Here is a 16,208-nt window from a genome sequence, read left to right as displayed (position 1 = left end):
GGCGCCGCGGCGTGCACCCGCGCCCGGCTGCCCGCGATCGAAGTTCTCCCCCCTCTGCATCCACCACACGCCCAAAACCTGCAGTATCTCCCCGGCAATCTACCTGTAGAAGGAAACCGACCCAGCCCAAGGGACATGGAGGAAGGGATGCAGGAGGAACGGCTGATCGAAGGAGTAAAGCGCATCTCGCGCCCGCTGCAGGACGACGGCGACCTGCAGCCCCTGCTGGACCGCGTGGGCGATGCGCGCGTGGTGCTGCTGGGCGAGGCGTCGCACGGCACCTCCGAGTTCTACACGTGGCGCGAGCGCATCACCCGCCGGCTGATCACGGAAAAGGGCTTCCACTTCATCGCCGTCGAGGGCGACTGGCCCGACTGCTACCTGGTGAACCGCTGGGCAAAGGGCGTCGACGGGCGCGAGACCGCGCGCGAGATGCTCCACACCTTCGAGCGCTGGCCCACGTGGATGTGGGCCAACGAAGAGGTGGCCTCCCTCGCCGAGTGGCTGCGCGCCCACAACGAGGGGCTGCCTGAAGACGGCCGCGTCGGCTTCTACGGGTTGGACGTGTACTCGCTGTGGGACTCCATGGACGTGGTGACGCGCTACCTGGAGGAGGTGGACCCCGAGGCCGCGCGCCGGGCGCGCAACGGCTACGGCTGCTTCGATCCGTACGAGCAGGACGTGCAGGACTACGCCATGGCCACCGCCCTGGTGCCCACCTCGTGCGAAGAAGCCGTCATGCGCATCCTGATGGACCTGCGCGGCAAGGGCCCCGACTACCGCACCGAGGGGCGCGAGGCCTTCTTCAACGCCGAGCAGAACGCGCTCGTCGCCCGCAACGCCGAGCGGTACTACCGCGCCATGATCCGGGGCGGCGCGCAGAGCTGGAACGTGCGCGACACCCACATGGTCGAAACGCTGGAGCGCCTGCTGAACCACCACGGCCCGCAGTCCAAGGCCATCGTGTGGGAGCACAACACGCACGTGGGCGATGCGCGGGCCACCGACATGGCGCGCGTGGGGATGGTGAACGTGGGCTCGCTGGCGCGCGACCGCTGGGGCGGCGAGGTGGTGATCGCGGGGTTCTCGTCCCACAGCGGCAGCGTGATCGCGGGAACGGAGTGGGGCGCACCCATGCAGCGAATGACCGTACCCGATGCGCGCGAAGGCAGTTGGGAGCACGTCTTCCATGCCGCCGGCGCGCACGACAAGCTGGTGATGATGGATGAGCTGGACGACGTGGAGGGGGCGGCGGACGCGCGCGGGCACCGGGCCATCGGCGTGGTCTACCACCCCACGCGGGAGTCGCGGGGCAACTACGTGCCCTCCGTCCTCCCGATGCGCTACGACGCAATGCTGTACATCGACCGGTCCAACGCCCTCTGCCCGCTGAAGATGCCGGCCAAGCTGGACCACGAACCCCCGGAAACCTTCCCGACGGGGATGTAGGCCCAACGAAGAGTGCGCGGCGGGCCCATCCCCGTCGCGCACTTGGCGTCACGTGCGTGCTGCAGATCGGCTCGCAGTCGTCGGCGTTCCAGGGCGATACAAACGTTTTTAAGGATAGGCCGATCCCATGGTGCCACCTAGCAATCCTGAGGCAGAGTGGACAAAGACAACAAGACCCTTGCGTGACAGTGTGGACGCACGCATCATTGCCGGCGAGAGTAGTCCGGCACGGGTGCGTCCAAAGGCGAGGGAGGGGATCATGACACTTGGAGTCGTCAGGCGGTTCGCGGGCACGAAGGAACGGTGGAACGGGGATGAATACCACGGATACCAGGATGACACCGAGTATCTGCTGGCCTCCCCCGAGAACGCGCGCGTGCTGATGGAGGCCCTCGCCGAAGCTCGTGCGGGCAAGGGAACCCGGTTCGCGAACGTCGAAGAGATACGCCGTGCGTTCGGATTTTGACGCGACGCTCGACCCGAGGCGGCGGGTCTCCGCAGAAGACCCCGCCCACGGTTCCGGCGGGGGAGCGCAGCCTCGTCATGATGGGCCGCTTCCTTGACGACCTGCTCGCCTGGAGCCGGTCGGATCCGCGGATGGTCGTCCGCGTTCTGGAACTGGTCCAGAGCATCGCACATGACCCTAAACAGGGAATCGGCAAGCCAGAACCGTTGAAGTACGACCTGTCCGGCTGCTGGTCCCGCCGCATCGACCAGGAGCACCGGCTGGTGTACGAGGTGCTTCCCGACCGCATCGAGCTGCTTTCCGCGCGCTACCACTACTCGAAGTGAGAGCAGGCCAAGGCCCTGTACCCACATGGCTCCTGCTTTTCATGAGTGAGTCGAGTGGACGGACGGAACGGAATCCTGTGACGGTGGTATGAAGATGGCCGAACGCCTGGAAGCGGAAAGTCCGGCACGTACCACTACTCGAAATGAGGGCGGCCACGGGGCCGCCTTTCTGTTTTGCGTCCCTTCCGCCCGCGCTGGTCCGCTGCTTGCGCCCGTGCATCCGATCGGAATCCGAGCACATGGGAGGCAGAGTGGACCAGACGGGGCGGGAGATGACGGACGAGCAACGAGCGGAACACGCTCTCGACGCGTATCTTGAGCGGCGCCGGCGCCGGCGCGCCGAAGACACCTGGTTCGGCGACGCGCGCGGGCTGCTGGACGCCGCCGCGGCGGGGGGCGACGCCGAGGAGGTCAGCCGCCGCCGCATCGACGTGGTGCAGGAGGCGGTGAACGTGGGGATGGCGCCCGAACTAGCCGAAATGCTGTACGACGTGGCCCAGGCCGAGGGGCTGGACCCCGTGCTGGGCTTCGAGCTGGTGCGCTCGGGGCTGGGGGTGCAGCCGCCCGAGCGGCTGGACAACGCCCCCGACTTCGCCACCACCGACAAGTACCGCCCCGAGTGGCTGGAGCCGCCGGTGGACCCCGACTCGCTTCTGCGCGAGCGGACCCTGCGCATGTCGTTCCGGCGGCTGCGCGGATTTCTGGAGCAGAACGAAGACCCGGCAGAGGCGTTCGGCGCCTTTGCCCGCGAGCCCGACGTGGGCGCCGTGGGTTACTGAAGGCCGGGAGAACGATACAGGAACGGACAGATGCCGGAAGAGATCGAGAACATCCCCCCGTCGTTCGCGGACCTCGGGCTGGAACCTGAAATCGTGGCCGCCCTGGAGGGGCTGGGCTACGAGGAGCCCACGCCCATCCAGGTGCGCGCCATTCCCGTGCTGCTGGCCGGCCGCGACATGATCGGCCGGGCGGCGACGGGCACGGGCAAGACGGCCGCGTTCGCGCTCCCCATCGTGCAGCGCATCGACGCCTCCGTCCGCAACGTGCAGGCGCTGGTGATGGCGCCCACGCGCGAGCTGGCGGTGCAGGTGGCAGAGGCCATGCACCGCTACGGCGCGGGGCGCGGCGTCTCCGTGCTCGCCGTGTACGGCGGCCAGGACATCACCCGCCAGCTTCGCGAGCTGCGGCGCGGGGTGAACGTGGTGGTCGGCACGCCCGGGCGGCTGCTGGACCACATCCGGCGCCGCTCGCTGGACCTTTCCAGCACGCAGTACCTGGTGCTCGACGAAGCCGACGAGATGCTGGACATGGGCTTCATCGAAGACATCGAAGCCATCATCGAGGAGCTTCCGGCCGAGCGGCAGACGGCGCTCTTTTCCGCCACGTTCCCGCCCCGCATCGCCGACCTGGCGCGCAAGGCGCTGCGCGATCCGGAACGCGTCACCATCGAGCGCGAGCGGCTGGAAACGCCCCTCGTCCGCCAGGCGGCGTACCTGGTGCCGCGCCAGCACAAGCTCGAGGCGCTGGCCCGCATCCTTGACCTGGAGGCGCCCACCTCGGCCATTATCTTCTGCCGCACGCGCGGTGAGGTCGACGAGCTGACCGAGGCGCTGGGCGTGCGTGGATACCACCCCGAGGCGCTTCACGGCGGCCTGGCGCAGGGGCAGCGCGACCGGGTGATGGGCAAGTTCCGCCAGGGCTCCGCCGACCTGCTGATCGCCACCGACGTGGCGGCGCGCGGGCTGGACGTGGAGCACGTGAGCCACGTTGTGAACTACGACATCCCGCAGACGCCGGAGGTGTACGTCCACCGCATCGGGCGCACGGGGCGCGCGGGGCGCGAAGGCACGGCCATCACCCTGGTGATTCCGCGCGAGCGCTTTCTGCTCAAGGCCATCGAGCGCACCACCGGGCAGTCCATCGAGCACGCCAAGGTGCCGCGCCCGGGCGAGGTGAAGGCCCGCCGCCGCGCGCGCCTGGCCGATTCGGTGCGCGACGCGCTCGCCACGGGCGAGGCGCTGCAGCCCTTCCGCGAGGTGATCGGGCCGCTGCTGGCGGAGTTCGACGCGGCGGAAGTGGCGGCTGCGGCCTTGAGCGTGGCCGCGGCGGGACGCGGAACGGAGGAGCTGCAGGGGTCCGACGTGGAGATCCCCGAGTTCGAGGGGCGCCCGGACCGCGGCGGCGACCGCGAGAGCCGCGGGCCGCGCGGGCGGGTGGACCGGGCGGAGTCCGGCGGCGGAGGGGGCGGCGGGGGCCGGAGTTCGGCGGGCAAGACCACGCTGTACATCGGCATCGGGCGGCGGCGCGGCATCCGCCCGGCGGACATCGTGGGCGCCATCGCGGGCGAGGCGAACGTGCCGGGCGACCGCATCGGCGCCATCGAGATCACCGACCAGTTCACGCTGGTGGACGTGGACGAGAACGATGCCGACGACATCGTGAACAAGCTGTCGCAGGCCAGCATCCGCGGTCGTCCCGTGGCGGTCCGCCGCTCTCGCGAGGACCGCGGCTCCGCCGCCGATGCCCAGTCGCGCCGCCCGCGGGGCGACTTCGGCGAGGCGCCGCGTCCGCGCCGGCCGCGCGGCGAATACGGCGGCACCGACCGGCCGTTCCGGGGCCGCCGCGACTGATCTACGTGTTTCGAACACGACGGGGCGCATCCTCAGCCGGGATGCGCCCCTTCGTTTTTCCCAATCTCGCCGACGTTGATGATGCGCGGTTTCAGTCCAGGAACGGAGCGGGAACGTCGGACGGCAGGATTCCGGCCTGTGCCGCGCGGGCGAACAGCTCGCGGACGGCCCTCTCGCCCTCCTCGCCCAGATCGACGGAGAAACGGTTGACGTACAGGTCGATGTGCTGCTTCGCGACCGCGTCGTCCATCTCCTGCGCATGCTCGCGCACGTAGCCGCGCGACGCCTCCGGCTCGGCGAACGCGTGCTCGACGGAGCGGCGGATGGCGTCGTCGATGCGGCGGATCGTCTCATCCCCCAGCGCACGGCGCGCCATGATGCCCCCCAGAGGAATGGGGTGGCCGGTCGTCTGCTCCCACCACTCTCCCAGGTCCACCACCTTCACGAGCCCGTGTTGTGGATAAGTGAATCGCGATTCATGAATGATGAGCCCCGCGTCCACGTCGCCGCGTGCAATCGCGGGCATGATGTCGCTGTAGACGAGCTCCGTTCCGGGCTGCGCATCGGGCGCGAACAGGCGCAGCAGCAGGTTGGCCGTGGTGTTGCGGCCAGGAATGGCGATCGGCGCCGTACGAAGCTCGTCGCGCGAAAGCTCGCGCCGCGCCACGATCAGCGGCCCGCACCCGCGTCCCAACGCGCCGCCGCTGCGCAGGAGCACGTAGTCGCGCAGCAGTGACGCCGCGGCGCCGTACGAAATCTTGGTGACGTCCAGCTCGGCGCCCGCGGCCAGCCGATTGAGGGTTTCCACATCCTCCAGCCGCTCCGAAAAGCGCAGCCCGTCCGCCCTGACGATGCCGTGCACCAGCGCGTGAAAGATGAACGTGTCGTTCGGGCACGGCGAATAGCCGAGCGTAAGCGTGCGATTTTCGGCCATCGGCTTCGACGAGGTGCGTGATCGAGATAGGCGGAATTTCGCGAGGAGGAAAGGCGCATGCAACCGTAGTATCCGGCTCAATCCAATCGGTCCGGTAATCAAGGTTGACGATACCGCAGGGAAAGGCGGAACCATCGTCGCGAGCGATCCCCGAACGGCCACCTAAAGTAAGCCAGTCCGCGCAGGCGGACTTCGTGTGGTCGTTGCAGCGAATTCATTCGCCCCTGCCGGGGCTGCCCCATCCCTCCAGCCGCGGACGTGCCCGGAACTCTCAACTCCTTTCCGTGTCTACCCTTCCACTCCCGGGAGCCGCGCACTGGCGCCGCCACGGCTGTCGGCTATATCGTATCGAAACGAGACAGTGCGCCACGTGACGCGACGAATCGCTTCAGCCGCTCCATCCGCCTTCCGCCCTACCCGCCGTAGTGAGCACCCTGGACGTCATCGCACGCAGCGAATCGTTCTCCGCCCTCTGGCCGGAGCTGGCCGCGCTCGCCGGTGCGCAGGCGCGCGTGGCCGCGTCCGCCGGTGAGCTGGGACCCGTGGCGGACGCGGTTGCGCTGGTGCTGTCGGTGGCGGGAGTGGAGGACGAGGCCGAGGTGGTGCTGCGCGAGCTGGCGGCGGCGGGCGCGCCGGCCCCGCTGGTGGTGGGTGCCCGGGAGGACCACCGCCTGGCCGCCGCCCTGGTACGCGCGGGTGCCGCGGACTACTTCGCGCTCCCCGGCGACGTGCAGGCGCTGCGCGACGAAGTGGGCGAGCGGGCGCGCCGGCGCGGCGCGGCCGAGGCGGGGGGCCGGCTGGCCGCGTCGCAGCGAAAGGCGTTCGACTTCGGCCGCATCATCGGCCGGAGCCCGCAGCTGAAGGCCGCGCTGGACCGGGCCGCGCGCATCATCCCCCATGGCACCGCCACCGTGCTGGTCACCGGCGAAACCGGGACCGGCAAGGAGCTGATGGCGCAGGCCATCCACTACAACGGGCCCCGTGCGGCGGGCGCGTTCGTGGAGCTGAACTGCAACGCCATTCCGCCCACGCTGATCGAAAGCGAGCTGTTCGGCCACGAAAAGGGTGCGTTCACCGACGCGCGCACCGCAAAGCCGGGGCTGTTCGAGGCGGCGGACCGGGGCACGCTCTTCCTGGACGAGATCGGCGACCTGCCGCTGACCCTGCAGGGCAAGCTGCTGAAGGTGCTGGAAGACAAGCAGGTGCGCCGCGTGGGCGCGCTCAAGGCGCGGACGGTGGACGTGAGGATCATCGCCGCCACCCATGTGGATTTGGCCGGCGCGGTGAAGCGGGGAAGCTTTCGCGAAGACCTGTTCTACCGCCTGAGCATCATCCCCATCCACCTGCCGCCCCTGCGCGACCGCGGCGAAGACGTGCTGCTGCTGGCCGAGCACTTCCTGCGCACCCTGGCCGCCCAGTACGGAATGCCGGTGCCCTCCCTCACCCCCGACCTTCGCCGCGCCCTGCTTTCGCACTCCTGGCCCGGCAACGTGCGCGAGCTGCGCAACGGGCTGGAGCGCGCGGTGCTGCTGAGCGACGGGCCCATCCGCCCCGACGACCTGTTCCACCGCGGCGCGGGCGGGGCTGTCGCAGGTGGCGGGAACGGTGGCCCGCTTCCGTTCCCCGCGACGCTGGACGAAATCGAGAAAGCGGCGGCGTTCGCCATGCTGGAGCGGGTGGACGGCAACAAGAGCGCGGCGGCCGACGCGCTGGGCATCAGCCGGTCGCGGCTGTACCGGCTGCTGGAGGGAACGGACGATGTATCGGAATGAGACAGGGCGTTGCGTCTCCGCACGGTGGCGATCGGCCGAAATCCAGCAACGACGCGTGTTTCCAGGCGGCCCGGGCATTGCCGCATCACCGCTGGAGCGCGACTGCACACCTCTTTGAAGTGACGCACATGCCGATCAAGCGATTTCTCCTCCTGCTGGCCCTGGTGCCCGCCCTGGCCGCCTGCGAAGACCCGTCGGGCGGGGGCGCGACCGTGGACGAGGACGAGCTCGTTTTCATCCAGTCCGCACCCGACGCGCCGCCGCTGGAGTCGTACGACACCACCTTCTGGGCGGTGAAGGGCCGCGACACGGAGCTGCGCATCGACTACAAGGTGGCCGGCCAGGCCGCCGGGCCCGAGTGCCTGCGCTTCCGCGTGCGCGACGACGCGCTGCTGCGCCGGCCCGACGGCTCGGCCATCCGCGAGGGCGACTCGGTGCAGATCCGCATCCGCGTGGCGAACACGGGCGCCTTCAACTTCGAGTTCTCGCCCGCGGGGCTGAAGTTCGATCCCAAGGAGCCCGCCGAGCTCCGGGTGAACTACGCCTATGCGGACCCCGACTTCGACGACGACGGCGACGTGGACGACGACGACGAGGACTTCCAGTTCGGCTGGTGGCGGCAGGAGGCTCCCGGGTTGCGGTGGGAGCGCATCGGCAGCGTGCGCGTGCACGATGCCGAAGAGGTGCGCGCGGACCTTACGGGGTTCACCCGCTACGCCCTGGCCGGCGGGCACTGAGCTCCACCGTGGACGCCACCGCCCCCCTTCCGGATTCGGAGCTGCTGGACCGCGCCCGCGCCCTGCGCGCGGCCGGGCAGTGGCCCGCGCTGGAGCGCCTGGGCTCCGGGCTTGCGCGCGAGGCCCTGCTGGCCGAGCCGGAGCTGGGGTTTCTGTACGCGCTGGCGTCGCGGGTGGTGGGGAGCACCGAACGCGCGCTGGAGCTGGCGGAACAGGTGGAGCGCGCGGCGGGGCAGCGCGGAGACCGCCGCGTTCGGGCCGAGGCGGCCAACCTGGTGGGCATCGCGCACTTCGAGGCGGGGCGGCTGGCGCAGGCTGGGGAGGTATGGGGCGGGCTGCTGGAGGCCGCCGCCGGGTGGGGCGACGACGAGGCGGCGACCCGGGCCAGCAACAACCTGGGCGTGCTGGCCAACGTGCGCGGACGGCGCGACCAGGCGCTGGTGCATTATGAGCGCGCCCTGGCGGCGTACCAGCGAACCGGCAACGTGCGCGGCTTGGCCGAAACGCACCACAACCTGGGGATCAGCTACCGCGACCTGGGCTTCGACCGCGAGGCCGACGCGCACTTCCGCCGCGCGATCGAGCTGGCGGGGCAGGCGGGGGCCGAGGACGTGGTGGCCATCGCCGAGACGGAGCGCGCATCCTTGCGGGCGCGCGCGGGCGACGGCGCGCTGGCCGAGGCGATGGTGGTGCGGGCGCTGGAGCGCTTCGAGCGCCTGGGCGAGCCGCTGGGCCGCGCCGACGCGCTGCGCGTGCGTGCCTCCGCCGCCCGCGCGGGGGGCCGCGAAGACGATGCGGCCGCGTACCTGGAGTCGGCCCTCGACGTTGCCCGCCAGCACGCGGACCCGCTGCTGCTTGCGGAGGTGCAGCGCGACCGCGGGCTGCTCCTGCGCGACACCGGCGACGTGGAAGGGGCGCGCGCGGCGCTGGCGGAATCCGCCGGCCACTTCGCCACCCTGGGTGCCACCGCGGAGTCCGAGGCGGTGGCGGCCATCGAGCGGGGATTGGGCGAGGCGTAGTTCCCCTGGCAGAGCATCCGCCAGCCTCGATACACGGCCGCGCACGACACCGAAACACCCACCCGAGCAAGCCAGTCCGCGAACGCGGACTTCGTGTGGTTGTTGCAGCGAATTCATTCGCCCGTGCCGCGCTGGGGCTGTCCCACTCTTCGGGCCACGGGCGATTCCGGAACTCGCAAATCCGTACACTGTCCAAACTTCCCCCGCCGCCCACTGGTGCCGCTACGCCCGTGCCGCTATCCTATAATGACAGTTCTAAATGCGCCACGTGGCGAACATGCCGCATCCGCCGTACCTCGACCCTTCGTGCCGTCCGCCGTTCGTGACCAACCTCGACGTAATCGAACGGTGCTTCCACGGCCTTAGGCCGGAGCCGGCCTCGCTCGGGGGTGCGCGGGATCGCTCAGGGAGCCACGTCGTAGAACGCGATCGCCTTTTCGCGGTCGATGGTGGTGCGCATGGTCCACTCGCTGTCGAACAGGACCAGCGGCTTCTGCTTGGCGTCGTACACCAGCATGCGGCCGTGGCCGGCGGCAAGGCGGTCGATCTCGGCCTTGGGCGCATCCACCCACCGCGCCGCCACGAACGACATGCGCTCCAGCCGAGCCCGCACGTTGTACTCGTGCTCCAGCCGGTGCAGCAGCACGTCGAACTGGAGCTGCCCCACCGCGCCCACGATGGGCGCCGGGCCGGTGAGCGACTCGGCGTAGAACACCTGCGCCGCGCCCTCTTCCGAAAGCTGCTGCAGCCCCGTGTCCAGCTGCTTGCGCTTCATGGGGTCGCCAATGACGATCCGCGCGAAGTGCTCGGGCGAGAACCGCGGGATGCCCCCGAACTCCAGCGTTCCGTCGGCCGAGAGGGTGTCGCCGATGCGCAGGTTGCCGCGGTCGTGAATGCCGATGACGTCGCCCGGCCACGCCTCGTCGATCAGCGTGCGCTCGCGCGCCATGAACTGCGTGGGGCTGGCCAGGCGAATGGGCTTGCCGGTGCGCACGTGCTTCACCTGCATCCCTGCCTCGAACCGGCCGGAGCACACCCGCACGAAGGCGATGCGGTCGCGGTGCTTGGGGTCCATGTTCGCCTGGATCTTGAATACGAACCCCGTGAACTCCGGCTTCTCCGGATCGATCGTGCCCGTGCTCGACTCGCGAGGGCCCGGCGCCGGCGCCAGCTCCAGGAAGCGCTTCAGGAACGGCTCCAGCCCAAAGTTGGTGAGCGCGCTGCCGAAGAACACCGGCGACACGTCGCCCGCCAGGAACGCCTCGGGGCTGAACTCCGCCCCCGCCATCTCCAGCAGCTCCAGGTCTTCCAGCAGCTGGTTGATGGACGCGTCGGGGAGCGCCGCCAGGATGTGCTCGTCGTCCAGCGTGCCTTCCTGCGCCGTCACCCGCGACGAGCCGTGGTCCTCGCCCCGCTGGAACAGGTACACCCGCTCCGACGGGCGGTCGTACACGCCCAGGAAGCGGTCGCCGTCCAGGATGGGCCACATCATCGGGTAGCACTTCATCCCCAGCTCGCGCTCCACGTCGTCGATCAGCTGCAGCGTGGGCGCGCCCGGCCGGTCGCACTTGTTCACGAAGGTGAACACGGGGGTGCGCCGCAGCCGGCACACCTCGAACAGCTTGCGCGTCTGCTCCTCGACGCCCTTGCGGTTGTCCAGCAGCATCACCGCGCTGTCGGCCGCCATCAGCGTGCGGTAGGTGTCTTCGGAGAAGTCCTGGTGGCCGGGGGTGTCGAGCAGGTTGATGGACTTGCCGCCGTACTCGAACTGCAGGACGCTGGAGGTCACGGAAATGCCGCGCTCCTGCTCCATCTGCATCCAGTCGGAGGTGGCGTGCCGGGCCGCGCGGCGCGCCTTGACGCTCCCCGCCAGGTGGATGGCCCCGCCGTACAGCAGGAGCTTTTCCGTGAGGGTGGTCTTGCCCGCGTCGGGGTGGCTGATAATGGCAAAGGTCCGCCGGCGGCGGACCTCTTCGCTCAACCTGCTCATGGCGGCTCGCTGGGTGGCTTTGGTCTACAGCCGCTGAATGTAACACGTTTCCGGCCCCGCCTCAACGCGTAGCCGCTTTCCCCGGGCGCCCGGCACGCCGCCGGAGCCCCGTTCAACCCCCCTGCAAAGGGAAAATCGCATGACCACGAACATTCGTTTCATCGGCTCGCTGGCCCTGGTGCTGGCGTTTGGTGCCGCCGCCGCGTGCGGCGGCGATGGCCCGCCCACCCAGCCGCAGACGGGCACCGTTGCGGGCAAGGTGTCGAACGGGGCCGCGGGGCTGGCCGGCGTCAGCGTCAGCATCGCGGGCGGGGGAAGCGCCACGACCGATGCCGGGGGCAACTTCTCCATCAGCGGCGTGGCCACCGGCGCGCACTCGGTGGCCATCGTCATGCCCGCGGGCTTCATCACCACGAACGCCGGGGAGGGCGCCAGCAAGGGGGTGACGGTGAGCGGGGGGCAGACCGCCACGGTGAACTTCGCGCTCACGCGGGGCGTCCTGGTCTCGGCCACCAGCAACGTCTTCACGCCGCAGGTGGTCACCGTACCCCCCGGCGCCACCGTGCGCTGGGTGGGCGTGACGGGCACCCACACCGTCACCCCCACCAACCCGGGACAGCCCGGCGCCTGGGCGTCGGCCAACCTGCCCGCCGGTGCCGTCTTCGAGCATACCTTCGGCACCACGGGAACCTTCGATTACCTGTGCATCCCGCACCAGGCCATGGGGATGACGGGCACGGTCACCGTCGGCGGCTGATCCGGCCCACCGCGCGCGCCGGCCCTCCGGCGCGCGCGGAGCACGAGCGTCTTTTCGCGAGCCTTGCCGGAGGGGGCTAGCGCCGCGCCGTCGAGAGCCCGGTGGCGAGCCAGCTTCCGAGCGCGCTGCCCATGATCGAGACCAGCACGAGCTCGTCACCCCCGGTGCCCCACGTGGCCACGCCGAGCGCCCCCACCAACGCGACCGCGGCCGTGTAGGCACCCATCATCCACCGCGGCCAGCCGGGGCGCATCTTCAGGGCTCCCGCCGTGGGAATCACCAGCGCTCCGGTGGCCAGGGCAGCCGTCAGCAACCGGTCGTCGCCGGTGGCCAGCCCCGCAATGCCCGTGGCGATGGCCGTGATCAGCAGCACCGCCAGCAGCGCGCCCGCCAGCACCCGGCCGCGCTCGACGGCGGCGCGGCCCTTCTGGTCCAGTGCCAGCAGCGCGTCGAACAGCGGGTCGGCCGCCCAGGTCATCAGCACGAACACCCCGTACGCCATCAGCAGGGGAGCGATGAACGGCGCCAGCGCCGGCTGCGCGTTCCTCACCCGCCGCAGCACGTTGTATCCCACCACGCCCCCCACGATCACCAGCCACCGCGTTTGCGGCGACAGCGAGTCCATCCACAGGAAGTACCGCAGCATCACGCGGTACACCGGGTTGCGCGCCTTGAGCGCGGCCACCAGCCCCTCACGCGCCCACTCCTGGCCGGGGTCGATCTCCAGCGCGTGGTAGAAGTGGGGAAGCGCCGCGTCGGGCGCCGCCCCGCCCTGCAGCGCCTGCCATCCGCGCCCGGCGCGGGCGAAGGCGTTGTGGGGGTCGGCGGCGGACGCGTCGACGAACGCCTGCTCGGCCTCGGGCGAGCGCAGCACCTGCAGCGCCAGCGCGCGCAGGTTGGCGCACGCGGGATGCTCCGGGTCCAGCGCCAGTCCCCTGTCGGCCGCGGCCAGCGCGCCCGCCCAGTCCTTTCGCTCGCCCAAGCAGCGCGCCGCCAGCGCGTGCGGCTCGGGGCTGCCGGGGGTCAGGACCGCGGCCTCGCGGGCGCACGCCAGGGCCTCCGCGAACTTGTCCGCGTCGGCCAGCACGTGGCCCAGCGCCCAGTGGCAGTATCCCAGCTCGGGCTCGTCCTCCACCGCCTGGCGCGCCTGGGCCAGGGCCTCGTCGCCGCGCTTGAGCGCCGCCAGGCAGAGCGCCCGCAGCGAGCGGCTGGCGGCATCGTACGGGTCCGTTTCCAGCCAGCGGGCCAGCAGCTGCTCGGCCTCGGCGAAGCGCCCCTCGTGAAGGGCGTTGACGATCTGGGTCGACGAATCGGAGTACACGGAACCGTTCGGATCGAGGGACGGTCGCGGGGGACGCACCATGATAAACGAAGGCTCGGGCTTCGCAAAAGCCCGGGCCCGCTTCGGCCGGGTTCGGCAGTCCGGCGCATTTGTCATCCCGAAGGACAGACTGTGTCAAAACTCAGCCATTGGAAGGTGCTGCAAATATAGCACGCTCACAATTGGCCTGTGAGCCACAAGCGCGACCATCGGAGGGGTCCGAAGACCCCCGAATTTCGGACACTTCGACCTACGCGCGGAGTTTTGACACGGTCTGAGGAGCGGCCCCGGCGAGCCTGCCTGAACACGGTAGACCGCAGCGACTGAGGGATCCGCCACACACTCCGCGGAAACCGCCGTGGTCGCGGCGGCACCGAACCAGCCGTGCTCGGCCGAGGACCCGGTGCATGCGTCGGCGCCCCCCATCCCCAACCCTTCCCCCGCAAACCCCGCGGGGGAAGGGAGCCAGTCGGGTGCGCTTCGGTGGATTTCGTGCTCGGGCTGGCTTGCTCACAGGCGCTGGAGACGTTCGACGTGCGACGGCGCATGCCTCGGCTGCCCTCTCCCCCCGGCCCCCTCTCCCGCAAGCGGGAGAGGGGGAGAATTCGCGTGCGCCTCGCCTGGCGTCGTGCACTCGACTGCGCGGGCAGTCTGCGCAGGCGGACTTTGGGCCCTTGTTGCCGCGACTTCAGTCGCCCCAGCGAGCACCGGTCACACGCGGGCACCCGCCTCACGGTGCACGACGCCGAAGTAGCCCAGCCCGGCTGCCAGCACCAGGTGCAGCGCCGGGTCCAGCCCGCCCAGCGGCACCAGCCCGAACCCCGTCGGCGCCACGAACCCCAGGAGGGCCAGCACCACGTAGATGACGGCCGCGCCCCTGTGATAGCCCCGGGACGCCGAAAGCGACCGCGCGGCCAGCAGCCCCCACACGCCGAACGCCAGGTGCACCAGGTTGTGCAGCAGGTTCACGGGAAACATCCCCAGCAGGTCCGGGGCGGGATCGGGGTGCGACTCCATCCCCATCCCGCCGGGAAGAAGGAATCCCATCACCGCGAACAGCACGAATGCCACACCAAAGATCATCGCGCCACGTTGGGTCAGCGTTCTCATTATCTCCTCCTGCGCGTGGTGGATACTGCGGGAAAGCTTCTTGCTAGCTGTATGGGGCAAGATTCAGGCAGATGCAACAACACGGAGGCACACGATGGCCCGATATGATTCGCAGTACCGGGAACTGGAGCTGGGCCCGCAGTGGGGCCGACCGCAGCCGCTGGACCCCAACTGGCGCGACGGCGACTGGCACGGCCACCGCATGGAGGCCGACCACCGCCACGGCGCGTACGGCCGTCACCGGATGCAGCACCAGAACGACCTGGGTTTCGCGGGCGGCTTCAACGGCGTGTACGACGAGGGCGACGGCCGCTACGACCGCCAGGGCATCTTCCATCACCCGCGCCTCGAAGGGCACGCGCGGCGCGCTCCGACCGGGCAGGCTCCGCCGCGGTACACGTACGACCAGGGCTTCCGCCACGTGGAGAACGGCGGCGTGCGGCGCGACGCGGGGTTCGTGGGGCAGTACAACCGCAACAGCGTGGGCCTTCGGTACGGCGGAGACTACCGCGGCCACGGCCAGGCGCCGGGCCCGCGGGGGCATGGGCAGTACGCGCCCGAGAGCGCCCGCCGGCCCACCAACGAGCGGGGCTACAACGGCTACAACCGCGGCGGCTTCGCCGACAACGGCGGCGGCGGGCCGATGGACCCGCGGAAGTAGCAGGCGAGAATCGGTCTCCGCTTCTCGCACGAAAAAGCCTCACCCGGGTGGATTCCGAGGTGAGGCTTCGTGCTGGTTGTCGATTGGTCGTTAGCCGCCGGCTTCGCTGGGGCGACTGAAGTCGCGGCAACAAGGGCCCGAAGTCCGCCTTCGCGGACTGCATGCGAAGTGGTGTGCGCGAGGCCACCCGAGGCGCAATCGGATTTGCCCCTCCGGTTCGGGGTTGTGCATCCAGTGAGGCACCGCAACCAGGCCTGTCATCCTGAGGCCCAGGCGAGCGATCCTCGCCCGTAGACGATCGCTCGCGGGCCGAAGGATCTAGCCGTGGACGCTTCCGAGCCCGGGCGCGGCAGCGGTCACGGATGCCGAGGCCTCGGCTCCGCTGGGGCGACTGAAGTCGCGGCAACGACGGCCCGAAGTCCGCCTTCGCGGACTGCATGCGTGGTTTGTCGCGCTTCGGTGGGTGTGATGCGAGCAGCCCAGCCGGTGGATCAGTCCACGTCTTCGCGGGGGGCATCGAACTGGCCGCTGAACTGCCACACCCCGCGCGGGCCGCTGAACGTGAGCTGGAGCGATCCGCGCGTGCGGGTGGCGCCGTACTCGGTGAAGGTGATGGTGCCCTGCGTGACCTGCGCCGAATACGTGATCACGTCCCCGCCGACCAACTCCCAGTAGTGGCTGCTCCCCGGCCGCTCGCTCGTCGGAACGACGGAGTACCCGCCCTGCCCGTTCGGCACGACAGCGATGCCGATCAGCTGTTCCGCGGACCCGGTGACGTGCTGCCCGGAGTTGATGTACAGCGTGTCGCGGTACACCGCGGCGTTCGCGGTTCCCGCCCACGGCTGGCCGTTGAGCGTGCCGGTGAGCTTGCCCGTCCGCTGCTGCGAGGTGGTCGGCAGGTCGCACGCAGCGAAGGGAATGAGCAGCAGCAGGGCGGTAATCAGGCGGCGCATGGCGGTCGTGGAGGCGCAGTGTTGATGAGGATCGAACTCCGCATCAACGCGCGCGCGGCGGATGTCGTGACATCCGCCGCCGT

The 16,208-nt window shown here is 70.2% G+C and carries 15 protein-coding genes; 10 read left to right on the top strand and 5 right to left on the bottom strand.

What is annotated here, in order from left to right; all coding sequences use genetic code 11:
* Positions 1 to 147 precede the first annotated feature (147 nt).
* The 5 genes from VF632_RS08155 to VF632_RS08135 all read left to right on the top strand — a co-directional run bounded on the left by VF632_RS08155 (position 148) and on the right by VF632_RS08135 (position 4,871).
* Complete coding sequence (locus VF632_RS08155; protein ID WP_331022380.1) at positions 148 to 1,449, top strand: erythromycin esterase family protein; 1,302 nt, start codon at positions 148 to 150, stop codon at positions 1,447 to 1,449.
* Positions 1,450 to 1,639: 190 nt separating this feature from the next.
* Positions 1,640 to 1,915 carry a hypothetical protein gene (locus VF632_RS08150; RefSeq protein ID WP_331022379.1) on the top strand — a complete coding sequence of 92 codons (276 nt, stop codon included), beginning with the start codon at positions 1,640 to 1,642 and terminating at the stop codon, positions 1,913 to 1,915.
* Positions 1,916 to 1,992: 77 nt separating this feature from the next.
* Positions 1,993 to 2,241: a Txe/YoeB family addiction module toxin gene (locus VF632_RS08145; protein WP_331022378.1), complete on the top strand. Its 249-nt coding sequence runs from the start codon at positions 1,993 to 1,995 to the stop codon at positions 2,239 to 2,241.
* Between the two features lie 239 nt (positions 2,242 to 2,480).
* The gene (locus VF632_RS08140; protein ID WP_331022377.1) at positions 2,481 to 3,020 is read left to right on the top strand and encodes a hypothetical protein; all 540 of its coding nucleotides are present in this window, start codon (positions 2,481 to 2,483) and stop codon (positions 3,018 to 3,020) included.
* A gap of 30 nt (positions 3,021 to 3,050) precedes the next feature.
* Complete coding sequence (locus tag VF632_RS08135) at positions 3,051 to 4,871, top strand: DEAD/DEAH box helicase (protein WP_331022376.1); 1,821 nt, start codon at positions 3,051 to 3,053, stop codon at positions 4,869 to 4,871.
* A gap of 91 nt (positions 4,872 to 4,962) precedes the next feature.
* Here the strand turns inward: VF632_RS08135 and VF632_RS08130 are convergent, their stop codons facing one another.
* Positions 4,963 to 5,805 carry a 1,4-dihydroxy-6-naphthoate synthase gene (locus VF632_RS08130; protein WP_331022375.1) on the bottom strand — a complete coding sequence of 281 codons (843 nt, stop codon included), beginning with the start codon at positions 5,803 to 5,805 and terminating at the stop codon, positions 4,963 to 4,965.
* A 425-nt stretch (positions 5,806 to 6,230) separates the two neighbouring features.
* Here VF632_RS08130 and VF632_RS08125 point away from each other — a divergent pair, with 425 nt between their 5' ends.
* From VF632_RS08125 to VF632_RS08115, 3 genes are all read left to right on the top strand, one after another.
* Positions 6,231 to 7,577: a sigma-54 interaction domain-containing protein gene (locus tag VF632_RS08125; RefSeq protein WP_331022374.1), complete on the top strand. Its 1,347-nt coding sequence runs from the start codon at positions 6,231 to 6,233 to the stop codon at positions 7,575 to 7,577.
* 128 nt (positions 7,578 to 7,705) lie between these two features.
* Positions 7,706 to 8,314 (top strand): hypothetical protein, encoded by a 609-nt coding sequence (locus tag VF632_RS08120; protein WP_331022373.1) that lies wholly within the window; start codon positions 7,706 to 7,708, stop codon positions 8,312 to 8,314.
* A gap of 8 nt (positions 8,315 to 8,322) precedes the next feature.
* Positions 8,323 to 9,333 carry a tetratricopeptide repeat protein gene (locus VF632_RS08115; protein ID WP_331022372.1) on the top strand — a complete coding sequence of 337 codons (1,011 nt, stop codon included), beginning with the start codon at positions 8,323 to 8,325 and terminating at the stop codon, positions 9,331 to 9,333.
* A 403-nt stretch (positions 9,334 to 9,736) separates the two neighbouring features.
* Here the strand turns inward: VF632_RS08115 and VF632_RS08110 are convergent, their stop codons facing one another.
* Positions 9,737 to 11,323: a peptide chain release factor 3 gene (locus tag VF632_RS08110; protein WP_331022371.1), complete on the bottom strand. Its 1,587-nt coding sequence runs from the start codon at positions 11,321 to 11,323 to the stop codon at positions 9,737 to 9,739.
* Between the two features lie 139 nt (positions 11,324 to 11,462).
* On the opposite strand from VF632_RS08110, the gene VF632_RS08105 reads away from it, so the two are divergent.
* A complete protein-coding gene (locus tag VF632_RS08105; RefSeq protein WP_331022370.1) occupies positions 11,463 to 12,080 on the top strand; it encodes a plastocyanin/azurin family copper-binding protein in 618 nt (205 codons plus the stop codon).
* Positions 12,081 to 12,156: 76 nt separating this feature from the next.
* Here VF632_RS08105 and VF632_RS08100 read toward each other — a convergent pair whose 3' ends face one another.
* A complete protein-coding gene (locus VF632_RS08100; RefSeq protein ID WP_331022369.1) occupies positions 12,157 to 13,401 on the bottom strand; it encodes a hypothetical protein in 1,245 nt (414 codons plus the stop codon).
* A gap of 711 nt (positions 13,402 to 14,112) precedes the next feature.
* Positions 14,113 to 14,511, bottom strand: a complete 399-nt coding sequence (locus VF632_RS08095) for a DUF4383 domain-containing protein (RefSeq protein WP_331022368.1) — start codon at positions 14,509 to 14,511, stop codon at positions 14,113 to 14,115.
* A gap of 94 nt (positions 14,512 to 14,605) precedes the next feature.
* On the opposite strand from VF632_RS08095, the gene VF632_RS08090 reads away from it, so the two are divergent.
* On the top strand, positions 14,606 to 15,172 hold the full coding sequence (locus tag VF632_RS08090) for a hypothetical protein (RefSeq protein WP_331022367.1): 567 nt from the start codon (positions 14,606 to 14,608) through the stop codon (positions 15,170 to 15,172).
* Positions 15,173 to 15,663: 491 nt separating this feature from the next.
* Here VF632_RS08090 and VF632_RS08085 read toward each other — a convergent pair whose 3' ends face one another.
* The gene (locus VF632_RS08085; protein WP_331022366.1) at positions 15,664 to 16,125 is read right to left on the bottom strand and encodes a hypothetical protein; all 462 of its coding nucleotides are present in this window, start codon (positions 16,123 to 16,125) and stop codon (positions 15,664 to 15,666) included.
* Between the last annotated feature and the right edge of the window lie 83 nt (positions 16,126 to 16,208).

The organism is Longimicrobium sp. (assembly GCF_036388275.1).
Lineage (GTDB): Bacteria > Gemmatimonadota > Gemmatimonadetes > Longimicrobiales > Longimicrobiaceae > Longimicrobium.
Note: the sequence above shows the minus strand (reverse complement) of the source record. Positions and strands in the feature narration are given on the sequence as shown.

Bases quoted from the DNA above. Each gene is read 5' to 3' on its own strand.
- VF632_RS08155 (WP_331022380.1), top strand. From the start codon at position 148: ATGCAGGAGGAACGGCTGATCGAAGGAGTAAAGCGCATCTCGCGCCCG.
- VF632_RS08145 (WP_331022378.1), top strand. From the start codon at position 1,993: ATGATGGGCCGCTTCCTTGACGACCTGCTCGCCTGGAGCCGGTCGGAT.
- VF632_RS08140 (WP_331022377.1), top strand. From the start codon at position 2,481: ATGGGAGGCAGAGTGGACCAGACGGGGCGGGAGATGACGGACGAGCAA.
- VF632_RS08135 (WP_331022376.1), top strand. From the start codon at position 3,051: ATGCCGGAAGAGATCGAGAACATCCCCCCGTCGTTCGCGGACCTCGGG.
- VF632_RS08130 (WP_331022375.1), bottom strand. From the start codon at position 5,805: ATGGCCGAAAATCGCACGCTTACGCTCGGCTATTCGCCGTGCCCGAAC.
- VF632_RS08120 (WP_331022373.1), top strand. From the start codon at position 7,706: ATGCCGATCAAGCGATTTCTCCTCCTGCTGGCCCTGGTGCCCGCCCTG.
- VF632_RS08110 (WP_331022371.1), bottom strand. From the start codon at position 11,323: ATGAGCAGGTTGAGCGAAGAGGTCCGCCGCCGGCGGACCTTTGCCATT.
- VF632_RS08105 (WP_331022370.1), top strand. From the start codon at position 11,463: ATGACCACGAACATTCGTTTCATCGGCTCGCTGGCCCTGGTGCTGGCG.
- VF632_RS08095 (WP_331022368.1), bottom strand. From the start codon at position 14,511: ATGAGAACGCTGACCCAACGTGGCGCGATGATCTTTGGTGTGGCATTC.
- VF632_RS08090 (WP_331022367.1), top strand. From the start codon at position 14,606: ATGGCCCGATATGATTCGCAGTACCGGGAACTGGAGCTGGGCCCGCAG.
- VF632_RS08085 (WP_331022366.1), bottom strand. From the start codon at position 16,125: ATGCGCCGCCTGATTACCGCCCTGCTGCTGCTCATTCCCTTCGCTGCG.